Origin of the sequence: Lysinibacillus sp. UBA5994 (assembly GCF_002429725.1) — a bacterium.
Taxonomy (GTDB): Bacteria; Bacillota; Bacilli; order Bacillales_A; family Planococcaceae; genus Lysinibacillus; species Lysinibacillus capsici.
Map to the genome: position 1 here is coordinate 64,478 of NZ_DJAU01000056.1, position 21,293 is coordinate 85,770.

A 21,293-nucleotide genomic window follows, 5' to 3' on the forward strand; every position below is an offset into this window, starting at 1 on the left:
TGTTCATATTTACTTAATTTTCATTTAACTATTTCAAATTGATACGAAAAAATATAGAATAGTTATTGTAGTAGATTTTAATTCATAAGGAGAGTTAGAAATGTTCAAAATTCAAGAAATTCGTGAAATTATCAAATTAGTGGATTCTTCTTCTATTGACGAGTTTGTGTATGAAGTAGATGGCGCAAAAGTAAAACTTAAAAAGAATAATGTTGTTGTTACAGAAACTGTAGCACCTAAAAAAGAAGTAGTAGCACCTGTTGTACAACAATCTGCACCAGCAGAAGCTCCAGCAGTAACACCTGCACCAGCGAAAGAAGAAGCGCCAGCACCAGCTGCAGCGGCACCATCAGTTAACGACCCATCGTTACATAAAATTGTATCTCCAATGGTCGGTACTTTCTATCAAGCACCAAACCCAGATTCTCCTGCTTACGTAAAAGTGGGTGACAAAGTAGGGGACGAAACAATCGTATGTATCGTAGAAGCAATGAAATTATTCAACGAAATCGAAGCAGAAGTGCAAGGGGAAATCGTTGAAATTCTAGTTAAAGATGGCGACTTAGTAGAGTACGGCCAACCATTATTCCTTGTAAAAGCTGAGTAAGGAGTGCAAAACAAATGAAAAAAGTTTTAATTGCAAACCGCGGCGAAATCGCTGTGCGTATCATTCGTGCTTGTAAAGAGTTAGGCATTCAATCGGTTGCTGTGTACTCTGAAGCAGATGCTGACGCATTACATGTGAAGTTAGCAGACGAAGCTTATTGCATCGGACCGAAGCTATCAAAAGATTCTTATCTTAGCTTCCCAGCGCTACTTAGCGTAGCTGAAAAGACAGGTGCTGATGGCATCCACCCAGGATATGGCTTCGTATCTGAAAACGCTGATTTTGCTGAAGCTTGTGAAAACGCTGGCATTAAATTTATCGGTCCATCATCTGATTCTATTAAAATTATGGGCATCAAGGACGTTGCACGTACAACAATGGAAGCAGCAGGCGTTCCACTTGTTCCAGGTACTGGTATTGTACCAGATATCGAAACTGGTAAAGAATGGGCTGCTAAAATTGGTTACCCTGTCATCATCAAAGCAACTGCTGGTGGTGGCGGTAAAGGAATCCGTGTAGCACGTACAGAAGAAGATCTTGTAAAAGGTATTGAAATTACGCAAAAAGAGGCTGCTGCAGCATTCGGTAACCCTGGCGTATATTTAGAGAAATTTATCGAGTACTTCCGTCACTGTGAAATCCAAGTTTTAGCAGATGGCTACGGTAACGTGGTGCATTTAGGCGAACGTGACTGTACGGTTCAACGTCGTATGCAGAAGTTAGTAGAGGAAGCTCCATCTCCAGCCCTATCCTCTGAGCGTCGTGCTGAAATGGGTGCAGCTGCAGTAAAAGCGGCACAAGCATGTAACTATGAAGGTGCTGGCACAATCGAGTTTATCTATGACTATCAAGAGGACAAGTTCTACTTCATGGAAATGAACACTCGTATTCAGGTTGAGCACCCAGTAACAGAAATGATTTCTGGTGTAGATCTTGTACAACAACAATTAAAAATTGCATCTGGTGAGAAGCTTCCATTCACACAAGATGATATAAAATTAAATGGTTGGGCGATTGAATGCCGTATTAACGCAGAAAATGCCTATAAAAACTTCATGCCTTCAGCAGGAACTGTTGATACGTATATAACACCAGGTGGCTATGGTGTACGTATTGATTCTGCTGTCTATGCAGGCTATACAATCCCACCATATTACGATTCAATGGTAGCAAAACTAATTGTTCACGCGGATACACGTGAAGAAGCGATTGCAAAAATGAACCGCGCCTTAAGTGAATTCGAAGTATCTGGTCCTGGAATTAATACAACCATTCCATTCCACCAAGCACTAATGAACAATGATGTCTTCAAATCAGCGCAATTCAATACGAAGTTCCTAGAAGAGAACGATGTATTGGGTGTAGCAGAAAAAGTGAAGTAAGCGTTCGCAAGTTTAAACCTCCTAGCTATTATTAGTTAGGAGGTTTTTTATGTCTAAGCATAACTAGATAGAAGACTTACTTGCAGGTAGGAAGATCAATCATAGAAGAAAGATTGACCGTTATAGAAGCTTAAACAATTACTAGTTGAAGTGTGGTGAAAAAGATTATAAAAGTTCTATTTTATAGATAGAAGATCGTTATCTGGTGTTAATATACCATTCTTTGTTGAATAGTCTCCTATGTTTCTGTAAAGCACAGCTGTCTTTATCGCATGGCCTTCTTTCGCAAATACAAGAAGGAAAATATCTTCCCGTACATCTAATCCACTAATACTACCTTTAAACTGTATGTTCATTGTTTCTTCAATCGCATCTTTCGTTGTATAAGGTCCAAAAATTTGCGCTTTTTCCCAATCAAAATCCGTTAATTTATTTAGTGAAACTATAGTTGTACCATTATTTGCTTTTTCCATTATATTTTTCGCAAGCAATGTATCTTCACTAGCACTATTCCCCAAAAATAAAAAAAACATTGTAAACATGAGGACAACCCCACCGATGCCAAACAACCATTTTTGTAACATACTCTACCTCTACTTTATCTCAAATCAATTCTATATTATAGAAAGAATACTATATAATAGAAGAAAGAAATAGTCATCCCCCTGAAAAGGAGTGAAACAATGGATGCCAATATACAATAAGCTAGTGAGGGATAAAATTTTAGAAGTAATTGAAGCGAAGGGTTTATCCTATCATGCACGCATTTTAGAACCTAGTGAGCTGGTAAAGGCAATAAAGGCTAAAATGATAGAAGAAGCTACAGAATTTTACGAAGCCCAGCATAAAGAAGATAGTGTTGAAGAGCTCGCAGACATACTGGAGCTCATTCATATGGCTATCGGTGTGCTAGGTGTAAGCTTTGAGGAGCTAGAAGCGACCCGTGTACACAAGAAGAAAGCTCGTGGGGGATTTGAAAAGGGAATTTATTTAATCGATGTCGTGGATCAGTAAAGTCGGTTTTAAATTAAAACGGCTTTCGACAGCCAAACCTTCCTTTTTATAGTATAATAAATGTAAGTACAGCACTTGTTTGTGATGTGTAAGGGAAAGGATGATATTTGTATGGCAGAGAAAGTAGGACAATCTTTCGTACAACCAACACCTTCTGGGAAAGAAGAGCTTGGAAAAATTGAGGTAGCGGCAGAGGTGATCGAGGTTGTGGCTGGGATTGCTGTCAATGAAGTAGAAGGCATTGCTGCAACTCGTGGAAATATTGCGACGGGTGTCGTGGAACGTTTCGGTAAAAAAGTACACAATAAAGGCATTAAATCAGGTGTAACGGAAACTGGTGAAATTGCGATTGATGTATTTTGCTCTGTGAAATATGGATATGCCATTCCTAAAGTAGCAAAAGAAGTTCAAACGCAAATCCGTCAGGCTATTTTTAATATGACGGCACTAGAAACAGCAGAAGTAAATGTGCATATTACAGGTATTCACTTTGAAAAAGAAGAAACAGTAGTGCATGAATAAAAAAGAAAAGGATTGCCCAATGATGATTCGTTCATCAAAGGGCAGTCCTTTTTATATGGATTTCTCTAGGATGTTCATGTGGATGTATCGCTATTTTATAATTCTATATGCTTTGGCTTTCTCCAGAATAAAGCAAGTATGACGCCTAGCACCAATACGATTGTAGCAAAGTAGTATGGATAGTTCAGATTGATATCGAACAATACCCCACCTAGAATTGGGCCAAAAATATTACCAAGACTTGTAAACATAGAGTTCATGCCACCAACAAATCCTTGTTCATTTCCGGCAATTTTCGATAAATACGAAGTAACAGCAGGTCGAATTAAATCGAAGCCTACGAAAATAAAGAATGTCACGAATAAGATGGCAAAATAATGACTCACGATCGTCATGGCAAATGTTAATACTGCTGAAAGGATTAGTGAGTAACGAATAACATTAATCTCACCCATTTTCTTTGTCAGCCAATCAAATAGTATTAATTGAGCTAGTGCCCCAACAATACCACTTCCTGTAATAATTATGGCAATATCCGATGGTGTAAACGCAAATTTGTGATCAACGAATAAGCTAAACAATGATTCGAATGCAGCGAGGCCAAATGATAACACGAAAATAAGAATGAATGGTATGAAGTAGAGTGGACTAAACACACGCTTGACACTACCTAACATGGATTGTGCTACTTCTTCATTGTCTGTAGCACGTGTTGGCTCTTTTAAAAACAGCAATGACAGGATAGCTGCGAACAGACCAAGTACCCCAGCTGCATAAAATGGGACACGTGTACCAATTTCAGCTAAAAAACCACCGATCCCAGGGCCGATAATAAAACCTGTGCTAATGGCTGCACTCATATAGCCAAGTGCCTTAGGGCGCTGTGCCAATGTCGTAATATCAGCTATATAGGCGGTTACAGCTGGCATAATGAAAGCGGCACTCACGCCACCTAACATACGAGAGACAAAAAGAATTTCAACAGAACGACCAAACCCAAATAAAAACTCAGAAAGTCCAAAAATAAAAAGACCTGCAACAATCATAACTTTGCGGCCAATATTATCAACAAGCTTACCTGCAATTGGTGATGCAATTAATTGTGTAATGGCAAAGGCTGCCACCATATAACCAACAACAGAGCCAGAAATATGTAGCTCATTCATGATGGTTGGTAAAACAGGGATGACTAAACCAATCCCTAAAAAGGCAATGAAAAGATTAGATAATAAAATAGCTAAGGTTATATTTTGTTTCTTGCTCATAAACTTCTCCTTCTAATTGTTCGCGATACATGTTTTCAATCTACTAGAATATTTCCATGTAATACGATAAACCCTATAGTAACTATAGGGTCAAAAGATTTGTTTTTATTTTTAAAAATTTTTATCAGTTTGGGAGTTCTGGCTGAGAGTTATACGAATGCGCCACTACTTTTTCGGAGGAATTTTGTGTCTCTTGTTTTTGCCTAATCTTTAATTCTACTATAAATTTCTTTTCTTGTTCCATAGTGAGCGTTGCTGGCATGTATAGCTCATACACTTGCGATTCAAATAGTTCCTGCTGAGCCAATACATGATTTCTCAACTTTTCATAGAATGAAAAATAAGTATCAGGATCGTAAATAAAGGCAATGCATACATATCTACCCCCAGGAATAATGGTTTGTTGTATGTTTGGTGAAAGCTGCGAAAATGTGCGCTCCGTTAATAGGGGAGTGAAAATAGCATCATAAATGATGTCATTGACATCTTTATAGGGCTCTAGTGGATAAATACAGCCATAACGACTGTTTAAGACACTGCCTTCCTTTTCGATGATTTTAATTAAAGTGGCATAGTATGTACTGGTGCTCGATGTCGGTGTTAATTCAGTAGTGGTTACTTGAAGAACGGGCATTGCTTCCTCTATTTGCGCATAAATCTCACCGAAGACTGGGATATCAATTTGCTCCTGTAATTGCTTTTTTGTTTTCAGTAAGGTATTTTTTGCTTCGTTTAAACGTGAAATTTTTTGATTGATGCGTAGCTCCTGCTGAGCTAAAAAATCAAGCAAATCCTCAGAGGTTAATCTAAGTGCTTTTTTTATATCATCGAGCGTCACGCCGATATATTTAAGGGACTTTATAATGTCTAAATAGAATAGCTGATTGCCTTTATAATACCGATAATTGGTGAAGGTATCGATATAAGCAGGCTTAAATAAATCAATTTGATCATAATAACGTAATGTCTGAACCGATAAGTTTGAAAGTTTGGCAACCTCACCTATCGTATAATAATGTTCCTTCATAAATGGCCTCCACTAATAAAAGCTAAAAAAGTTTCGAATGGCATCAAAACGAATTTTATGCTTGCATCCACCCAGTAAAATAGGTGAGATGTACGTTCCTTCATTTGTTGATTTGTTCTTCACTGTCAACCATTTTAAATGTTTTTTGCAGCTAAGACATATAGCTTCAGTTTACATTGTGACACCTCTAACGTTTTTCTTTATTATACCATTACGAACAGGAAACATTCATTTTTGGAATACCACTATTCGATGAGAAGTGGGCTTAAACAAAAAGTTCCTTGAAAAAGGTTCAGATTATTGAAAACTTGCTTGAAATCGTGTTTCTCATGTGATTTTATGCTATTATAAACCTTAATGCCACTTAAGAAGGAGAGCTTTACATGAAACGACATGAAGCACGCGAAAAAGCGTTGCAAGTTTTGTTTCAGCTAGACAATACGGATCTAACAGTTGAAGAAGCAATGGGCCATATTAAAGGTCAACCTACCAATGCCTTCTACGAAAAGATCGTAAATGGAACAGCTGAACATTTGGAGGAAATCGATGCTACATTAGAACAGCATCTTGAAAAGTGGTCACTTGCCCGTCTACCCAAAATTGAAAGAACGGTTTTACGTTTAGCTGTATATGAATTGTTATACATGCCAGAAACACNNTAATGCTGTAGCAGAGCGTGTCATTCGTTTAAAAGAGCGAGGATTGACACCTGGTTTAGCGGTTGTGTTAGTTGGAGACAACCAGGCATCAGCTACATATGTGAGAAATAAACAAAAATCTTGTGAAGCGATTGGTATGTTTTCAGAACTCATTAAATTACCCGAAGAGACAACGCAAGAGGAATTACTAGCACAAATTGAGCTTTTAAATCAACGTGAGGATATTCATGGTATTTTAGTTCAATTACCACTCCCAAAACATATTGATGAGGATACAGTCATTGCAACGATTGCTGTCGAGAAGGATGTCGATGGATTCTCACCTGTAAGCGTTGGGAAAATGATGCTTGGCCAAGAAACATTTTTACCTTGTACACCGTTTGGCGTGATGAAGCTTCTTGAGTATTCAGGAATTGAAATCGCAGGAAAGCATGCTGTAATCGTAGGTCGTAGTCATATCGTTGGTAAACCAATGGGACAACTACTTTTACAAAAGGATGCAACGGTAACCTATACACACTCTAAAACGCCAGATTTACCTTCATTTACAAAACAAGCAGATATTTTAATTGCCGCAGTTGGTCGTGCAAACTTTATTACGAAAGAGCACGTGAAAGAAGGGGCTGTTGTTATTGATGTAGGCATTAATCGCGATGACAACAATAAATTATGCGGTGACGTAAACTTTGCAGAAGTAGATGGGATTGCGTCTCATATTACGCCTGTACCAGGTGGTGTAGGACCAATGACCATCACAATGTTACTATTCAACACAGTGCAAGCAGCTGAAAATACGCTTGCAAAATAAAAAACCTTTTGAAGAAAGTCATCTCAACATTGTGTGAGGTGACTTTTTTGTTGTGTAAATTCAGAACTTTTCTTCGATTATGTCGTCTAATGTAACGTTTGGGACATACATACTGAGGAGGAGGTTTTTATGGAAAATATCGATATTATGTTAATTGTCAAGCATATCATTATTGGACTTGTCCAAGGTTTTACAGAGCCAATTCCTGTATCGTCGAGTGGACATGTAATGATTGCTAGCGAAATGCTGGGACTAGGTGAACAAGGTTTTACTTTTGCCATCTTAACCAATACAGCTTCGTTACTTGCTATTATGTATATTTATCGTGAGGATATTGTTCGTCTGATCAGTCATTTTTTTCTTTACTTGAAAACTAGAGAAAAGCGGTATAACGCAGATTTTCGCTTTGCTCTCTATATTGTCATCGGTTCAATTCCTGCTGGCGTTTTAGGGGTGTTATTAAGTGATGTTATTGCAGATAACGTAAGTATGACGACGATTGCGCTCATGCTATTTGTGACAGGGACTGCATTATGGTTAATTCGTAATATGCGTGGCAAGAAGAAAGATGCAGATTTACGTGCTAAAGATGCCATCATTGTAGGGCTGGGGCAAGCAGTTGCTTTAACGCCAGGCATTAGCCGTTCAGGAGCTACGATTATTTCCGCCATAGCAGTAGGGATGAAGCAGGATACAGCCTTACGTTTTTCCTTTATGCTTTATATTCCTGTAAGTTTGGGTGGGGTAGTCCTTGGCATTACAGATTTTTTAGACGAGCCGAATAAAGGTGCCTTAGCTCTTCCATATGCCGCCACTTTCTTGGCAACACTCATTATGACTTATTTTGCGATGCGTTGGTTTATGGGCATTATGAAAAGTGGCAAACTTAGCTACTTTACGTATTATTGTTTTATTGTAGGAACTCTTTTATTACTATTTTATTAAAATATAAAGTCTCATAACGTATGAAGTTATGGGGCTTTGTTTGTTATTTGTCATAATATACGATTTCTAATAGTGAGAACGTGTAGGAATGTGTTATAGTTGTTTTTCGATAGAAGAAAGACAGTCATTTTTTCTATCGAAACTGCATTTTGGCACGTCAACGACTGCAAAAAATGTTATGATAGGTGTAGTTTTGTGAAAAACTTGATTTTAGTAAAGGAGCCGAAAACATGTCCTCTGCTTCTTATTTAACAGTAAAAGCGTTAACAAAATATATTAAACGAAAATTCGATGCAGATCCACATTTGCGTGAAGTGTATGTAAAAGGTGAATTATCAAATGTGAAAATTCATCAATCCGGCCATATTTACTTTACATTAAAGGATGATGGTGCCCGAATAGCTGCGACGATGTTTAAAGCAGCGGCTACCAAATTAGCGTTTGAACCAAAGGAAGGTATGCAAGTATTTATCCGAGGGGATGTAAACGTTTACGAAGGCTATGGAACCTATCAGCTATATGTACAGGAAATGCAACCGGATGGCATTGGTAGCTTATTTGTTGCCTTCAATCAATTAAAAGAGCAATTACAAAAAGAAGGTCTTTTTAAACCTGAGTGGAAGCAACCGATACCAAAATTTCCTGAAAAAATTGGTGTGCTCACGTCAACAACTGGTGCAGCTATACGGGATATTTGTTCAACCTTAAAGAGGCGTTACCCACTTGCTGAAATTTTGATTTATCCAACCCTTGTACAAGGAGCTCAGGCTGCACCGAATATTGTGCAAAATATTCAACGTGCTAATCAAGAGGCAAGCTGTGATGTGTTGATTGTCGGGCGAGGAGGAGGCTCCATCGAGGATTTATGGGCTTTTAATGAAGAAATTGTGGCAAGAGCTATTTTTGAAAGCCGAATTCCTATTATTAGTGCGGTTGGCCATGAAACAGATACAACGATTGCCGATTATGTAGCCGATTTACGTGCACCTACTCCAACAGCTGCTGCTGAGTTGGCTGTGCCCGATCAAGCGGATCTCTACCAACGCGTGCTTACGCAGAAATCACAGCTACATCAAATGGTTAGGTCGCAACTTATGGCAGAGCGACAACGTCTAAATAAGCTCCAGCAGTCTTATCCATTGTCAATGCCAGAAAGACTTTATCGACCTTTTACAGAAAGATTGGCACAGCTTGAGTCAGGATTACAGGCAGCAATGCAAGTGAGCTTGATGAAAAAAGCTGCCCAACTTCAACAATTACATAGTACGGTGGAGCAACATTCACCCAAAAAGGCACTTGCTTTTCATCAGAGAGAGCTTGAAGCGCGCGTTCAACAATTATCACGTGCTACAACGTATTATGTGGCAAAAAAGCAACAACAATTTGAGTCAACCGTTAGAACATTAGAAGCTTTAAATCCACTGTCCATTCTAACAAGAGGATTTACAGTAGCATATAAAGATCAGCAAATGATCAAATCATCCACTGAGGTGCAAAAGCAAGATCAACTGACACTGACTTTCCATGATGGAAAGGTTGTGGCTAACGTGACGAATATCTTGCCAAAGAATGAGGGGGAATTGTTGTGACTGAAAAACAACAAACATTTGCAGAAGCCATGACGGCACTAGAAGAAATCGTTCGCCAGTTAGAACAGGGTGATGTGCCATTGGAAAATGCGATTGATTTATACAAGCAAGGAATGGAGCTATCAAAGTTTTGCCATAGTAAGCTGCAACATGCTGAGGAGCAGCTTGTATCAATTGTCCAAGAGACTGGTGAAACAACAGCATTTGATCCACTAAAGGGAGAGAATTAGGAAATGAATGAGCCATTAAAGTACTTTATTGAAAGCAATACACCACAAATTGAAGAGATGATGTTTGCACTTGTTGAACAAATTGATGCACCAGCAGATTTAAAGGAATCCATGCTTTATTCATTAAAGGCAGGGGGTAAACGAATTCGTCCGCTTTTTGTGTTAGCGGTACTAGAGCTTTACCGTAAAAATCTTCAGGACGGTTTGATTGTCGGTTCGGTTATTGAAATCATTCACACATATTCTTTAATCCATGATGATCTACCAAGCATGGATAATGATGATTTTAGAAGAGGCAAGCCAACAAATCATAAAGTTTATGGAGAAGCGCTGGCTACGCTTGCTGGTGATGCATTAAACACACTGGCATTTGGCATTTTAGCACGCATGGATATCTCTGCTGAAAAGCGTATTGAGCTTGTCCAGTTGCTAAGCGTTGCAGCAGGTGCAGAAGGCATGGTTGGTGGTCAAGTACTAGATATGGAAGGGGAGCAACGTCAGCTTAATTTAGCTGAATTGGAACAAGTCCATGTCAATAAAACAGGTGCTTTATTGCGTTTTAGTATTGAAGCGGGAGCCGTACTTGCAGATGTATCAGCACAAGACCGTGCTACATTGAAAGAATATGCGCACCATATTGGTTTAGCTTTCCAAATTCAAGACGATATTTTAGATATTGAGGGAACGACTGAAGAACTAGGAAAAACAGCTGGAAAAGATGTCGCTAGTGATAAAAGCACTTATCCAGCACTCTTAACCCTAGAGGGAGCAAAAGAAAAGCTTGCTGAGCATTATCAACATGCCATTAACGCACTCGATCAATTACCAATAGATGTCAGCCTATTACGTGACTTTGCTGCTTATATAGTTCATCGTAAAAACTAAGAGAAAATCAAGGCGTTGAAGGAAAAGAATATGCTAGAATAGGTGGGAACGTTTGCAATATGTAAACAATGAAGTGCTCGTACTTTTAGCATATTGATAACACTGCTATAATGGTGGAAACACAATTGCGGTGAATATTTTATTGAAAAGGTGTGTGAGAAAGGTGGATTTAAATAAAATAACTAGTCCATCCTTTTTAAAAAACTTAAATAAGAAGGAGCTTGAGCAGGTAGCGCAAGAAATTCGTACCTTCTTAATCGAAAAATGTTCTGTCACAGGTGGACATATCGGCCCGAATTTAGGAGTAGTCGAGCTTACGATCATGTTGCATAAAATGTTTGACAGTCCAAAAGATAAGTTTTTGTGGGATGTTGGCCACCAAGCTTACGTGCATAAAATTTTAACAGGTCGTGCGAGTCAATTTGACACACTACGTCAGTTCAAAGGGCTTTGTGGATTTCCGAAGCGCGTGGAGAGTGAACATGATGAGTGGGAAACAGGTCATAGCTCGACATCTTTATCAGCAGCCATGGGTATGGCAGCAGCACGTGATATAAAAAAAGAAAACAACTTTGTTATCCCTATTATTGGTGATGGGGCTTTAACAGGTGGTATGGCACTTGAGGCATTAAATCATATTGGCCATGCAAAAACAAATATGATTGTCATCCTCAATGATAATGAAATGTCGATTGCACCAAATGTTGGCGCATTACACAATGTTTTAGGTCGTCTACGTACAGCCAAGGAGTATTCAAAAGCCAAGGAAGAGCTGGAATCACTTATTAATAAGATTCCAGTATTAGGTGGAAAGCTTGCCTCTACTGTTGAACGCGTAAAGGATAGCTTAAAATATTTAGTAGTATCTGGTGTGTTTTTTGAGGAGCTAGGTTTTAAATATCTTGGTCCAATTGATGGACATGATTTTGAAGCGCTTGAAATGACATTATCACATGCGAAAAAAGTAAAAGGGCCAGTCCTTGTTCATGTTATTACGAAAAAAGGAAAGGGCTATAAACCAGCCGAGGATGATACAATCGGAAATTGGCATGGAACAGGTCCTTATAAAATTGAAAATGGTGCCTTTGTGAAGTCTGAGACTACTGGACCAGCTTGGAGTAGTTTAATTGCTGAGACGGTTCGTAAAATTGCTCATGAAAATGAGCGAGTGGTAACGATTACACCTGCCATGCCTGTAGGTTCAAAGCTACAAGGTATTCAAAAGGACTTCCCAAATCGTTTCTTTGATGTAGGGATTGCGGAGCAGCATGCGGCAACGATGGCTGCAGGATTAGCTACGCAAAAGATGAAGCCATTTTTAGCGATTTATTCTACCTTCCTGCAACGTGCATATGACCAAGTATTGCATGATATTGCTCGCCCGAATTTAAATGTCTTTATTGGTATTGATCGGGCTGGTTTAGTGGGAGCAGATGGGGAAACACATCAAGGTGTATTTGATATTGCTTTCCTTCGTCATATTCCAAACATGACAATTATGATGCCAAAGGATGAGAATGAAGGGCAACATATGGTAAAAACAGCAATTGATTATGATGGTGGTCCTATTGCACTTCGTTATCCACGTGGTAATGGAATTGGTGTGCCATTAGATGATGAGCTTATAGCTTTACCAATTGGTAGCTGGGAAGTTTTACGTGAGGGGAAAGATGCATCTATTTTGACATTTGGAACAACGATTCCAATGGCAATGGCTGCTGCTGAAATGCTTGCGCAACAAGGAATCGATATTGAAGTGGTCAATGCTCGCTTTATCAAACCGATGGATGAGGATATGCTACACCGTATATTATCTAGTCAAAAACCGATTTTAACAATTGAAGAAGCAGTTCTACAAGGTGGATTTGGTAGTGGTGTATTAGAGTTTGCTCATGACCACGGCTATTTAAATGCGCTAGTTGATCGAATGGGCATCCCAGATCAATATATTGAGCATGGTAACGTAGATCAGCTACTCGCAGAAATTCATATGACAGCAGAAGATACGGTTGCACGTATGCATGTATTACTTCAACAAAAACAGCAAGTGGGTTTGAATAAATAATGACAAAACAACCAAAAGAACGTGTAGATATTTTACTTGTAGAGCGTGGACTATGTGAAACAAGAGAAAAAGCAAAACGGTCCATTATGGCAGGCCTTGTCTTTTCAAATGAAATACGAATTGATAAGGCAGGCGAGAAAATTGCCGTCGATGCACCGCTACAAGTAAAGGGCTCAGATTTAAAATATGTGAGTCGTGGAGGCCTTAAATTAGAAAAGGCGCTACAAATTTTTGATATGTCTGTAGAAGGGAAGCTAATGCTTGACATTGGCTCCTCTACAGGTGGCTTTACAGATTGTGCCTTACAACATGGTGCAAGACATTGCTATGCACTAGATGTTGGCTCGAACCAATTAGCATGGAAAATTCGCTCTGATGAACGAGTGACAGTAATGGAGAAAACGAATTTTCGCTATACAACGGCAGCCGATTTATCAGAAGGTTTACCTGATTTTGCAACAATCGATGTTAGCTTTATTTCATTATCACTGATTTTACCAGTATTAAAAACATTATTGCTGCCAGGTGGGGATGTTATGGCATTGGTGAAACCTCAGTTTGAAGCTGGGAAAGATAAAGTAGGTAAAAAAGGAATCGTTCGTGATAAAAAAGTACATTTAGAAGTTTTGGAAAAAACGGCTGCAATGGCAACTGAGGTTGGTTTTGTAGTAAAAGATGCTTCATTCTCTCCAATCACAGGTGGAGAAGGAAATATTGAATTTTTATTCCATTTAGTGAATCCTATTGGACAAGAAGTGCTACCTGCATATACAGCTTTTAATGCACTCGTTGAAGAAGCGCATAATTCATTAAAATAACACGTGCTCGCTTATAGAGCCGTGTTTTTTCTTGTGCTTTTTTGTTGAAAATGGTAGTGTGATTATACACATATACAATTATTTATAAGAGGTGATTTCGTTGAATAAGGGACAACGACATATACGGATTCGGGATATTATCGCCAATCATGAAATTGAAACACAAGATGATTTAGTCGATTTTTTAAAAGAAGCAGGCTATAATGTGACACAAGCTACAGTATCACGAGATATTAAAGAGCTTCATTTAGTAAAAGTACCATTACAGGATGGGCGTTATAAATATAGCCTACCCGCAGATCAACGTTTCAATCCAGTCCAAAAATTACATCGTGCATTAGCCGATGCTTTTGTAAGTATTGATGGGGCATCACATTTTTTAGTCATGAAAGCTCTTCCTGGGAATGCGAATGCCATTGCTTCCCTACTTGACCATTTAGATTGGCCGGAAATTTTAGGTACAATTTCTGGAGATGATACCATTTTAATTATTTGTCGAAATGAAAATGAGCGTGAAAATACAAAAAATCGTTTGTTAGACATGCTATAAAAAATGGTTAATTTGATTTAGAGGTGACAATTTGTGTTAAGAGAGCTTAGTATTCGAAACTTTGCCATCATTGAGGATTTGACTGTCAGCTTTTTAGAAGGCTTAACAGTTCTCACTGGGGAAACAGGTGCCGGAAAATCTATTATCATTGATGCGGTGCATTTACTTGCAGGAGGACGAGGCAACACTGAATTTATTCGTCATGGCGCAAGAAAAGCAGAATTGGGTGGCTTATTTCAAATTTCGAGTTCAGTTCATCCTGTTCTGAAAAAGTTAGAAGAAGCAGGCATTGAAATAGAAGAAGATACAATTATTTTACGTCGTGATTTGAATGATACCGGTAAAAGTATTTGCCGAGTGAATGGTAAGCTCGTGCCTTTGTCGGTACTAAGAGACATTGGGGCAAGTCTCATAGATATTCATGGCCAACATGAAAATCAAGAGCTAATGGATGAAAAGCAGCACATCAATTTGCTTGATCAATTTGCAGAAGAAGAGCTGTCGCCGATTCAAAAAAACTATCGCGCTCAATATGATGAATACCGTTTGCTCAAAAAAGACTTAGCTTCTATATCCATTGATGAGCAGTTGATGGCACAACGTATCGATTTGTATCAATTTCAAATTAAAGAGTTGGACGAAGCTAATTTAAAGTTAGGTGAGGAAGACGAACTTCTAGACGAACGCCGTCGTCTGATGAATTTTAATAAAATTTTTGAACGTTCTAGTGCAGCCTATGAAGCCATTCAGGGCGAAACGAAAGGGCTTGATTGGATCGGAACAGCAATGGGTGCTTTAGAAGATGCTGCAACGGTTGATGAACAATTCAAAGAATCATCTGAGGCAGTGACAACTGCGTTTTATGCATTACAGGATGCAGCCTATCAGGTCAAAAATGTGTTAGATGAATTGGAATTTGACCCTGCACGTTTAAACGAGGTTGAGCAGCGTTTAGCGTTGTTGCAAACTTTAAAACGCAAATATGGAACGACAGTGGAAGAGATTTTGGCTTATTATGAAAAAATTAAAAACGAGTTAAATGAGCTGTTGAATCGTGATGAGATTTTGCAGGTGAAAGAACGACGTGTATTAGAGATGGAAGCTGTACTCAATGAGCTGGCTAGTGAACTTTCAACTGTACGTAAAGCTGCAGCTCAACAATTGAGTGAAGCAATTATGGCAGAGCTACGTGAATTACATATGGAAAAAGCAAAATTTATTGTCAATTTCGATGAATTACCCTATTTCGATGCCAATGGGAAAGATCAAATTATCTTCTACATTTCCACAAACGTTGGGGAACCACCAAAGTCTTTACCGAAAATTGCATCAGGTGGAGAATTATCACGAATGATGCTTGCGTTGAAAACCATTTTCTCTTCTTCCAATGGAATTACTTCCATTATCTTTGATGAGGTGGATACAGGTGTCAGTGGTCGTGTTGCGCAGGCAATTGCAGAGAAAATTGCCGCGATTTCTGTTAATTCTCAAGTTTTATGTATTTCACATTTACCTCAAGTTGCAGCGATGGCTGATCATCATTACTTCATTAAAAAAGAAGTCGAGCATGATCGAACGTTTACTTCCTTATCAGAAATTAATCAAGATGCTCGAATAGAGGAAGTTAGCCGTATGATGTCTGGAACGGAAATTACAGCGTTAACACTACAGCATGCCACGGAGCTTTTAAAAATGGCAGATGAACGAAAAAAACAAATGCGTTAACCATTATTCCAGAAACAGTTTCAGCTGTTTCTGGCTTTTTTCATTTTGCGCAAATATTTACCGCTTATAAGAACGTCACAACAACACATAGTAAAAAGACAAAAATGAAAAGGAGGTGTCGTATGAATCGTCATTGGCGTCAATTAGTCATTTTGCCTATGCTCATCTTTTTATTAGTGTTGCCTATACAAGCTTTAGCCGCCAAAAAGCTTATACCAATGGGCGAAGCAATTGGAATTCAACTTCAATTGTCCCATGTATTTGTCGCACACGATGTACTGTTAGCTTCCAATCAGTGGATGAAAGGAGGCGCTGTTATTGAAAAAATAAACGATATACCAGTAAAATCTCTTGCTGATGCCAAGCAGGCTGTGGCAAAAGATGGCCAACAGACATGGACGATCAATAGTGAAGGCCAACAAATTACATTGGAATTACAAAACCAAGAAGCAGAGCATGTCATTTCCTTTTTAAAAGATGAAACAGATGGAGTAGGAACACTGACTTATATTGATCCAGAGACAAAAAATTACGGTGCACTAGGTCATCAAATTGTCGATTCAACCCTACAAGAAGCCCCTGTTTTTAGAGCTGGCTCCATTTTTTTAGCTTCTATTCAGCAAATCCGAAAAAGCACACCAGGCCAACCTGGCTATAAAATTTCCTCCATTGAAAAGCATCAAGAACGTCTAGGTAGTATAGATAAAAATACTATTTATGGTATTTTTGGCCGCTGGGAAGACGGTTATCAACAAAGATTACCCAAAGCGATAGAAATTATGCATGAAAAAGATATAAAAACGGGGAAAGCTGAAATCTATACAGCCATTGAAGGCAGTAAGGTGGAAACCTTTTCAATAGAAATTACCAAAGTGGAAAATGAACGCCTTGAATTTATAGTATCTGACGAGAAGCTCATTGAAAAAACAGGTGGCATTTTGCAGGGAATGAGTGGCAGTCCTATTATCCAAGACGGTCGTTTTGTCGGTGCTGTGACACATATGTTTGTGGAGGAGCCGAAAAAAGGTGCAGCGCTAACAGTAGCGGAAATGTTAAGAAGGTCTTCATAAAAAGGTATGAAAGGTAAAAATCCGTTTAATTTTCCCCAGGCAGGACAAAAGCCGCGGGAAACTACACGGATTTTTTACCCTTATTTCATCGAATCCAACATGTATTTCCGATAATTTCCTGAAGAAGGCATGATATTTAAAAAAACTGTAGTTTTATCTACTAAATTTATCTAAAATAAGTTATAAGAGCATTCGACAAGTCGCGTCATTTAGCGTAACTTGTCGATATTAAAAGAAAGTATCGGACTACATACTCATTTTTGGAAATAGAAAAGGTTTTTAAAACAAAAATGTCGAAAATTCCACAGTGTGCCAAAAACGGCATTTAGGGGTTTAGGTTATCGCTTTGAGGTGTTCAAAGCAAGTCCAGAAGGAGGAATTGAAATGACAAAGGTAAAAGTAGCGATTGCAGATGATAATCGTGAGTTATTAAAAACAATGGAGCANNATGCCTCATCTTGACGGTTTAGCTGTATTAGAGTCCATGTATCAAAATGAGAAAATGTCATCAATTCAAGTCATTATGCTAACGGCTTTTGGCCAAGAGGATGTCATGAAACAGGCGGTGGATTTAGGAGCTTCTTATTTCATGCTAAAGCCCTTTGAATTCGACCAATTGGTACAAAAGATTTTACATTGTGCTGGACAGAAGGCGACACTTCCGAAAAAGACAAGCGTATTACAACCGACAGTACCTCAAAAATTAAATCAGCATCAATTAGACAGTACGATTACAGCCATCATCAAAGAAATCGGTGTACCTGCACATATTAAGGGCTACTCCTATTTGCGTGAAGCCATTCAAATGGTCTTTGAGGATATTGAATTATTAGGATCTGTGACAAAAATTTTATATCCAGAAATCGCTAAAAAATTTAATACGACACCATCCCGCGTGGAACGTGCGATTCGTCACGCCATAGAGGTAGCCTGGAATCGTGGCAATTATGAATCCATTTCGTCAATGTTTGGCTATACAGTCCATCACTTGAAATCCAAACCAACAAATAGCGAATTCATCGCCATGATCGCAGACAAAATTCGTATTGATATGATGGCTAGCTAGTACCGATATATATCATTAACATATACAGCAATTATACTTCGCATAGTATAGCGCCTTTTTAAATCTATAGTTTAAAGGGGCGCTTTTTTTGTTACTTGAACAAATACTGTGGAAATTTCTGTGGCTGACCTTTAACATTGAAATCGTTAAAAGAACGTTAAATCAGCTAAAAAACACGATATATACATGTATAGTGGATTTAACGTCATATTCTAAAGATGAAGAGTAAAATCATTTGAGACCTTTCTACAAACTTATAGTAGGTGATTACAATAAAAAGTATAAATTTTCAATTAGAGGGAATGAATTCGCTCGAAATCACACAGATAACAGAAGAGCTATTTGAGGTGCGTTTAGCATTCGATGGTAAAATAAGTATGCAATATATGAATCGACAGCAATTGATACAACTAGGTTCTACTTTCCGAATTGAAAGGAATATCAATACACCGTTAGTTAAAAAGACCTATTTAGACCTATAGTTTAGTGGGAAGCACCCGTGGATACCTGTACTTGGAAGATGATATATTCAAAATAGCCTGATGGAATTACTTTGAATTTATCGGTAATTTTAATAAAAAAACTCAAAAACAAACAATTTATTAGTACTAAATATCTATAATCTTTTAGGGTAAATAAAATATTGTCTTATATTTTAATGATTAAGTGGTACTATTTTCTTTCTCGGTAGTGACAATGGTCTCTAAACAAATGTAAGTGGATTGTATATACTTACATATAGAGGGAAGGAGGAGGTAGCTTGATTCTAGTTCGAAATGAAAACTTCGAAATTTCTGAGGAAAATGGCAAGGTATTTATGCTTACTTTTAGCGCAGGTTTCCCATTAAAAGAATTTGATAGCATCCTACGTAGTCATCCACGACTGAAATTATCTAATTTTTCAATTTTAAAAAATGTGTTATCAACCCAGAATACCAATCCTGTTGAAATTGGACGCTGGCTTCCGAACATTGAAGCAGAAGTGGCACGTGATAAGATGTCAGCCTCTGTTTTTATATATGAAACGCATGATTATATTCAAAATAATAAAGAAAAATTAACACAACAAATCCGAGAAACACTCAATGAAAATGGAATTATACATGGCATATTAGATTTTGATATATTGAAGGCTGAACCAGGAAAAGCATTCTTAATTGCTCAAGGTGAGCAACCTATAGCAGGAATAGATGCACAAATTACATACTTACCTAAACCCGAGAGAAAGCCAGTCATTCGTGAAGACGGTAAAGCGGATTACTATGATATGAATTTTATTTCGGAAATTTCAGAAGGCTCTTGGCTAGGTGAAAAGATTCCTGCTACATTAGGTAAACCAGGGAAAAATGTGCTAGGTCAAGAAGTTGCTGCTGTACCTGGACGAGATTATCCTATCAAATATGATACAAAATCTGCCTATGAAGTGGAAGAAGACGGAAAAATCGTCATTCGCTCGAAAATTGCTGGCGTTTTAGATGATGTCAAAGGCATGATTGGTGTAAACAGGCACCTTCCTATAAATGGTGATGTAGGAGTAGAAACAGGTAACCTTGAATTTAATGGTTCACTTAGTATTAAAGGTACAGTAACAAATGGCTATACAGTTATTGCGACTGGAGATATTTCCATTGAAGGAGCTGAGGGTGTAAGCGGTGCCAAGCTTATTAAATCCATTGAGGGTGATGTATATATTCGTGGGGGCATCTTTGGTCTTGGTTCAACAGTGGTAGAAGCAGGTGGCAATATATTTGTTAAACATGTAAATGAAGCAAATTTATTTGCAGCTAATAGTATTCATATTGGTTTTTACGCACTAGGTTCACAACTTTCTGCTCATTCAATATATGTGGATGAACGAAAAGGTAAAATTATTGGGGGACGTGCAGTAGCTAAAAATACGATTGTTACGGCCATTTCAGGAAACCGATTAGAGCGTCGAACAGATTTAATAATAGAAAGTATTAATAAGCAGGAAAATAACACCGTGATGCAGGAAAAAGCAGCACAGCTAAAACAATTGCAAACAGAGATTTCCGCACACGAGAATAGCATGAAAAATTTATTACCTTTTCTCAATCAAATGTCCAAAGAACAATCAGCGTCATTTGAGGTAACAAAACAAGCCTTAACTAAATTAAAGGCTGAAGCGATTACATTAGATCGTGAAATAAAACTATTAATGGATGAAATGCGTCATGTAGGGAAAGAAGAGATTATTGTGACAAAAGAGGCGCACCCTGGAACTTATATTCAAATTGGTAGAAAATCATCTTTATTAAGCAAAATGACGAATGGTAAATTCCTACTAGAATTTGGTGAGTTAAATGTCTAAGGCAGCTTTTATCCCTGTTTTTGCACATCGAGGTGCTTCTGCTTATGCATTAGAGAATACCTTTCAAGCTTTTGAAAAGGCATTAGAGCTAGGTGCTGATGGGATTGAACTAGATATTCAATTCTCAAAAGATGGATTACCTGTAGTGTATCATGATCCACAATTATCGAGGTTAGTAGGCACCAATAAATTGGTGAGCGATTGTACGATGGAGGAGCTTCTGCGCTTTAAACTTGGCAAGCCTTGGAGACGTCTATTTTCGTCCTATAAAATGCCAGCGTTTGAGGCAGTTTTAGCATGGGCAAATATACAGCAGATGCCGTTGAATATTGAATTAAAATCAACGATCTTGGACAATAAGAGTGGGCTAATTCATTTTCTTGGAGGCTTGGCTCTGCCAAAAGGTAGTCATTTTTCATCCTTTCACTATGAGCTTTTAGAGATCGTAAAAAAGCATAGACCTGAATTTGAAACGGCCCTTATTGCTACGAAAAAAATAAAATGGGATCTTCTAGCTGATTATAAAGCGGCTGATAGTGTGCATATGCATAAAAGGTACTACAAACCAAGATATTTGGAGGCCTGTGTTACAAGTGAAAAAGCATGTCGTTTTTATGCTATTGATGGCACGGAACCATTTTTAACTAATCCGCACCCTTCTGTTATTGGTTGGATTACGGATTATCCTGATAAAGTTATCACATCTCAGCAGCGGATATAAAAAGAGCTATCCA

General features: G+C 38.2%; 20 protein-coding genes and 2 pseudogenes. 19 read left to right on the plus strand and 3 right to left on the minus strand.

The genetic code is table 11. From position 1 onward, the window contains the following. Positions 1–100: 100 nt before the first annotated feature. Together accB and accC are read left to right on the plus strand one after the other, a co-directional pair. Positions 101–607, plus strand: a complete 507-nt coding sequence (gene accB / locus B3D98_RS16595; protein WP_004231133.1) for an acetyl-CoA carboxylase biotin carboxyl carrier protein — start codon at positions 101–103, stop codon at positions 605–607. A gap of 14 nt (positions 608–621) precedes the next feature. Further along, positions 622–1,989, plus strand: a complete 1,368-nt coding sequence (gene accC, locus B3D98_RS16600) for an acetyl-CoA carboxylase biotin carboxylase subunit (protein WP_004231135.1) — start codon at positions 622–624, stop codon at positions 1,987–1,989. A gap of 176 nt (positions 1,990–2,165) precedes the next feature. On the opposite strand, the gene B3D98_RS16605 is transcribed toward accC, so the two are convergent. Then, a complete protein-coding gene (locus tag B3D98_RS16605; protein ID WP_259420381.1) occupies positions 2,166–2,573 on the minus strand; it encodes a hypothetical protein in 408 nt (135 codons plus the stop codon). Positions 2,574–2,676: 103 nt separating this feature from the next. Between B3D98_RS16605 and B3D98_RS16610 the strand changes: the two genes are divergently transcribed. Both B3D98_RS16610 and B3D98_RS16615 read left to right on the plus strand, forming a co-directional pair. Further along, complete coding sequence (locus B3D98_RS16610; protein ID WP_048392290.1) at positions 2,677–3,003, plus strand: nucleoside triphosphate pyrophosphohydrolase; 327 nt, start codon at positions 2,677–2,679, stop codon at positions 3,001–3,003. A 111-nt stretch (positions 3,004–3,114) separates the two neighbouring features. Then, on the plus strand, positions 3,115–3,525 hold the full coding sequence (locus B3D98_RS16615) for an Asp23/Gls24 family envelope stress response protein (RefSeq protein WP_004231142.1): 411 nt from the start codon (positions 3,115–3,117) through the stop codon (positions 3,523–3,525). A 95-nt stretch (positions 3,526–3,620) separates the two neighbouring features. Here B3D98_RS16615 and B3D98_RS16620 read toward each other — a convergent pair whose 3' ends face one another. Further along, positions 3,621–4,790 carry an MFS transporter gene (locus B3D98_RS16620; RefSeq protein ID WP_048392291.1) on the minus strand — a complete coding sequence of 390 codons (1,170 nt, stop codon included), beginning with the start codon at positions 4,788–4,790 and terminating at the stop codon, positions 3,621–3,623. 124 nt (positions 4,791–4,914) lie between these two features. Further along, complete coding sequence (locus B3D98_RS16625; protein WP_288584416.1) at positions 4,915–5,817, minus strand: MerR family transcriptional regulator; 903 nt, start codon at positions 5,815–5,817, stop codon at positions 4,915–4,917. 383 nt (positions 5,818–6,200) lie between these two features. Here B3D98_RS16625 and nusB point away from each other — a divergent pair. The 15 genes and pseudogenes from nusB to B3D98_RS16700 all read left to right on the plus strand — a co-directional run. After that, positions 6,201–6,473: pseudogene (nusB, locus tag B3D98_RS16630) on the plus strand (transcription antitermination protein NusB); the annotation flags it as partial. Beyond that, on the plus strand, positions 6,448–7,284 hold the full coding sequence (gene folD / locus B3D98_RS16635; RefSeq protein ID WP_288584418.1) for a bifunctional methylenetetrahydrofolate dehydrogenase/methenyltetrahydrofolate cyclohydrolase FolD: 837 nt from the start codon (positions 6,448–6,450) through the stop codon (positions 7,282–7,284). The pseudogene nusB and the gene folD, both read left to right, overlap by 26 nt. A 129-nt stretch (positions 7,285–7,413) precedes the next feature. Beyond that, positions 7,414–8,229 (plus strand): undecaprenyl-diphosphate phosphatase, encoded by an 816-nt coding sequence (locus B3D98_RS16640; protein WP_048392294.1) that lies wholly within the window; start codon positions 7,414–7,416, stop codon positions 8,227–8,229. Positions 8,230–8,459: 230 nt separating this feature from the next. Further along, positions 8,460–9,818 (plus strand): exodeoxyribonuclease VII large subunit, encoded by a 1,359-nt coding sequence (gene xseA, locus B3D98_RS16645; RefSeq protein WP_054549164.1) that lies wholly within the window; start codon positions 8,460–8,462, stop codon positions 9,816–9,818. Then, a complete protein-coding gene (gene xseB / locus B3D98_RS16650) occupies positions 9,815–10,048 on the plus strand; it encodes an exodeoxyribonuclease VII small subunit (RefSeq protein ID WP_008179899.1) in 234 nt (77 codons plus the stop codon). The genes xseA and xseB overlap by 4 nt, the downstream gene beginning before the upstream one ends. 3 nt (positions 10,049–10,051) lie before the next feature. Then, positions 10,052–10,933: a polyprenyl synthetase family protein gene (locus B3D98_RS16655; protein ID WP_054549165.1), complete on the plus strand. Its 882-nt coding sequence runs from the start codon at positions 10,052–10,054 to the stop codon at positions 10,931–10,933. Between the two features lie 163 nt (positions 10,934–11,096). Next, a complete protein-coding gene (dxs, locus tag B3D98_RS16660) occupies positions 11,097–12,998 on the plus strand; it encodes a 1-deoxy-D-xylulose-5-phosphate synthase (protein ID WP_288584431.1) in 1,902 nt (633 codons plus the stop codon). Beyond that, complete coding sequence (locus B3D98_RS16665; RefSeq protein WP_004231167.1) at positions 12,998–13,816, plus strand: TlyA family RNA methyltransferase; 819 nt, start codon at positions 12,998–13,000, stop codon at positions 13,814–13,816. Before dxs ends, B3D98_RS16665 begins: the two co-directional genes overlap by 1 nt. 100 nt (positions 13,817–13,916) lie before the next feature. Continuing rightward, a complete protein-coding gene (ahrC, locus tag B3D98_RS16670) occupies positions 13,917–14,366 on the plus strand; it encodes a transcriptional regulator AhrC/ArgR (protein ID WP_004231170.1) in 450 nt (149 codons plus the stop codon). Between the two features lie 33 nt (positions 14,367–14,399). Beyond that, the gene (gene recN, locus B3D98_RS16675; RefSeq protein WP_269898197.1) at positions 14,400–16,091 is read left to right on the plus strand and encodes a DNA repair protein RecN; all 1,692 of its coding nucleotides are present in this window, start codon (positions 14,400–14,402) and stop codon (positions 16,089–16,091) included. Positions 16,092–16,213: 122 nt separating this feature from the next. After that, positions 16,214–17,161: a SpoIVB peptidase S55 domain-containing protein gene (locus B3D98_RS16680; protein WP_048392300.1), complete on the plus strand. Its 948-nt coding sequence runs from the start codon at positions 16,214–16,216 to the stop codon at positions 17,159–17,161. A gap of 384 nt (positions 17,162–17,545) precedes the next feature. Continuing rightward, positions 17,546–18,227 (plus strand): annotated as a pseudogene (gene spo0A, locus B3D98_RS16685) (sporulation transcription factor Spo0A). A 302-nt stretch (positions 18,228–18,529) separates the two neighbouring features. Then, the gene (locus B3D98_RS16690; protein ID WP_081010951.1) at positions 18,530–18,709 is read left to right on the plus strand and encodes a hypothetical protein; all 180 of its coding nucleotides are present in this window, start codon (positions 18,530–18,532) and stop codon (positions 18,707–18,709) included. Between the two features lie 278 nt (positions 18,710–18,987). Then, the gene (locus tag B3D98_RS16695; protein WP_048392301.1) at positions 18,988–20,559 is read left to right on the plus strand and encodes a DUF342 domain-containing protein; all 1,572 of its coding nucleotides are present in this window, start codon (positions 18,988–18,990) and stop codon (positions 20,557–20,559) included. Beyond that, positions 20,552–21,280, plus strand: coding sequence for a glycerophosphodiester phosphodiesterase (locus tag B3D98_RS16700; RefSeq protein ID WP_054549168.1), 729 nt, complete (start codon positions 20,552–20,554; stop codon positions 21,278–21,280). The genes B3D98_RS16695 and B3D98_RS16700 overlap by 8 nt, the downstream gene beginning before the upstream one ends. Positions 21,281–21,293: the final 13 nt, after the last annotated feature.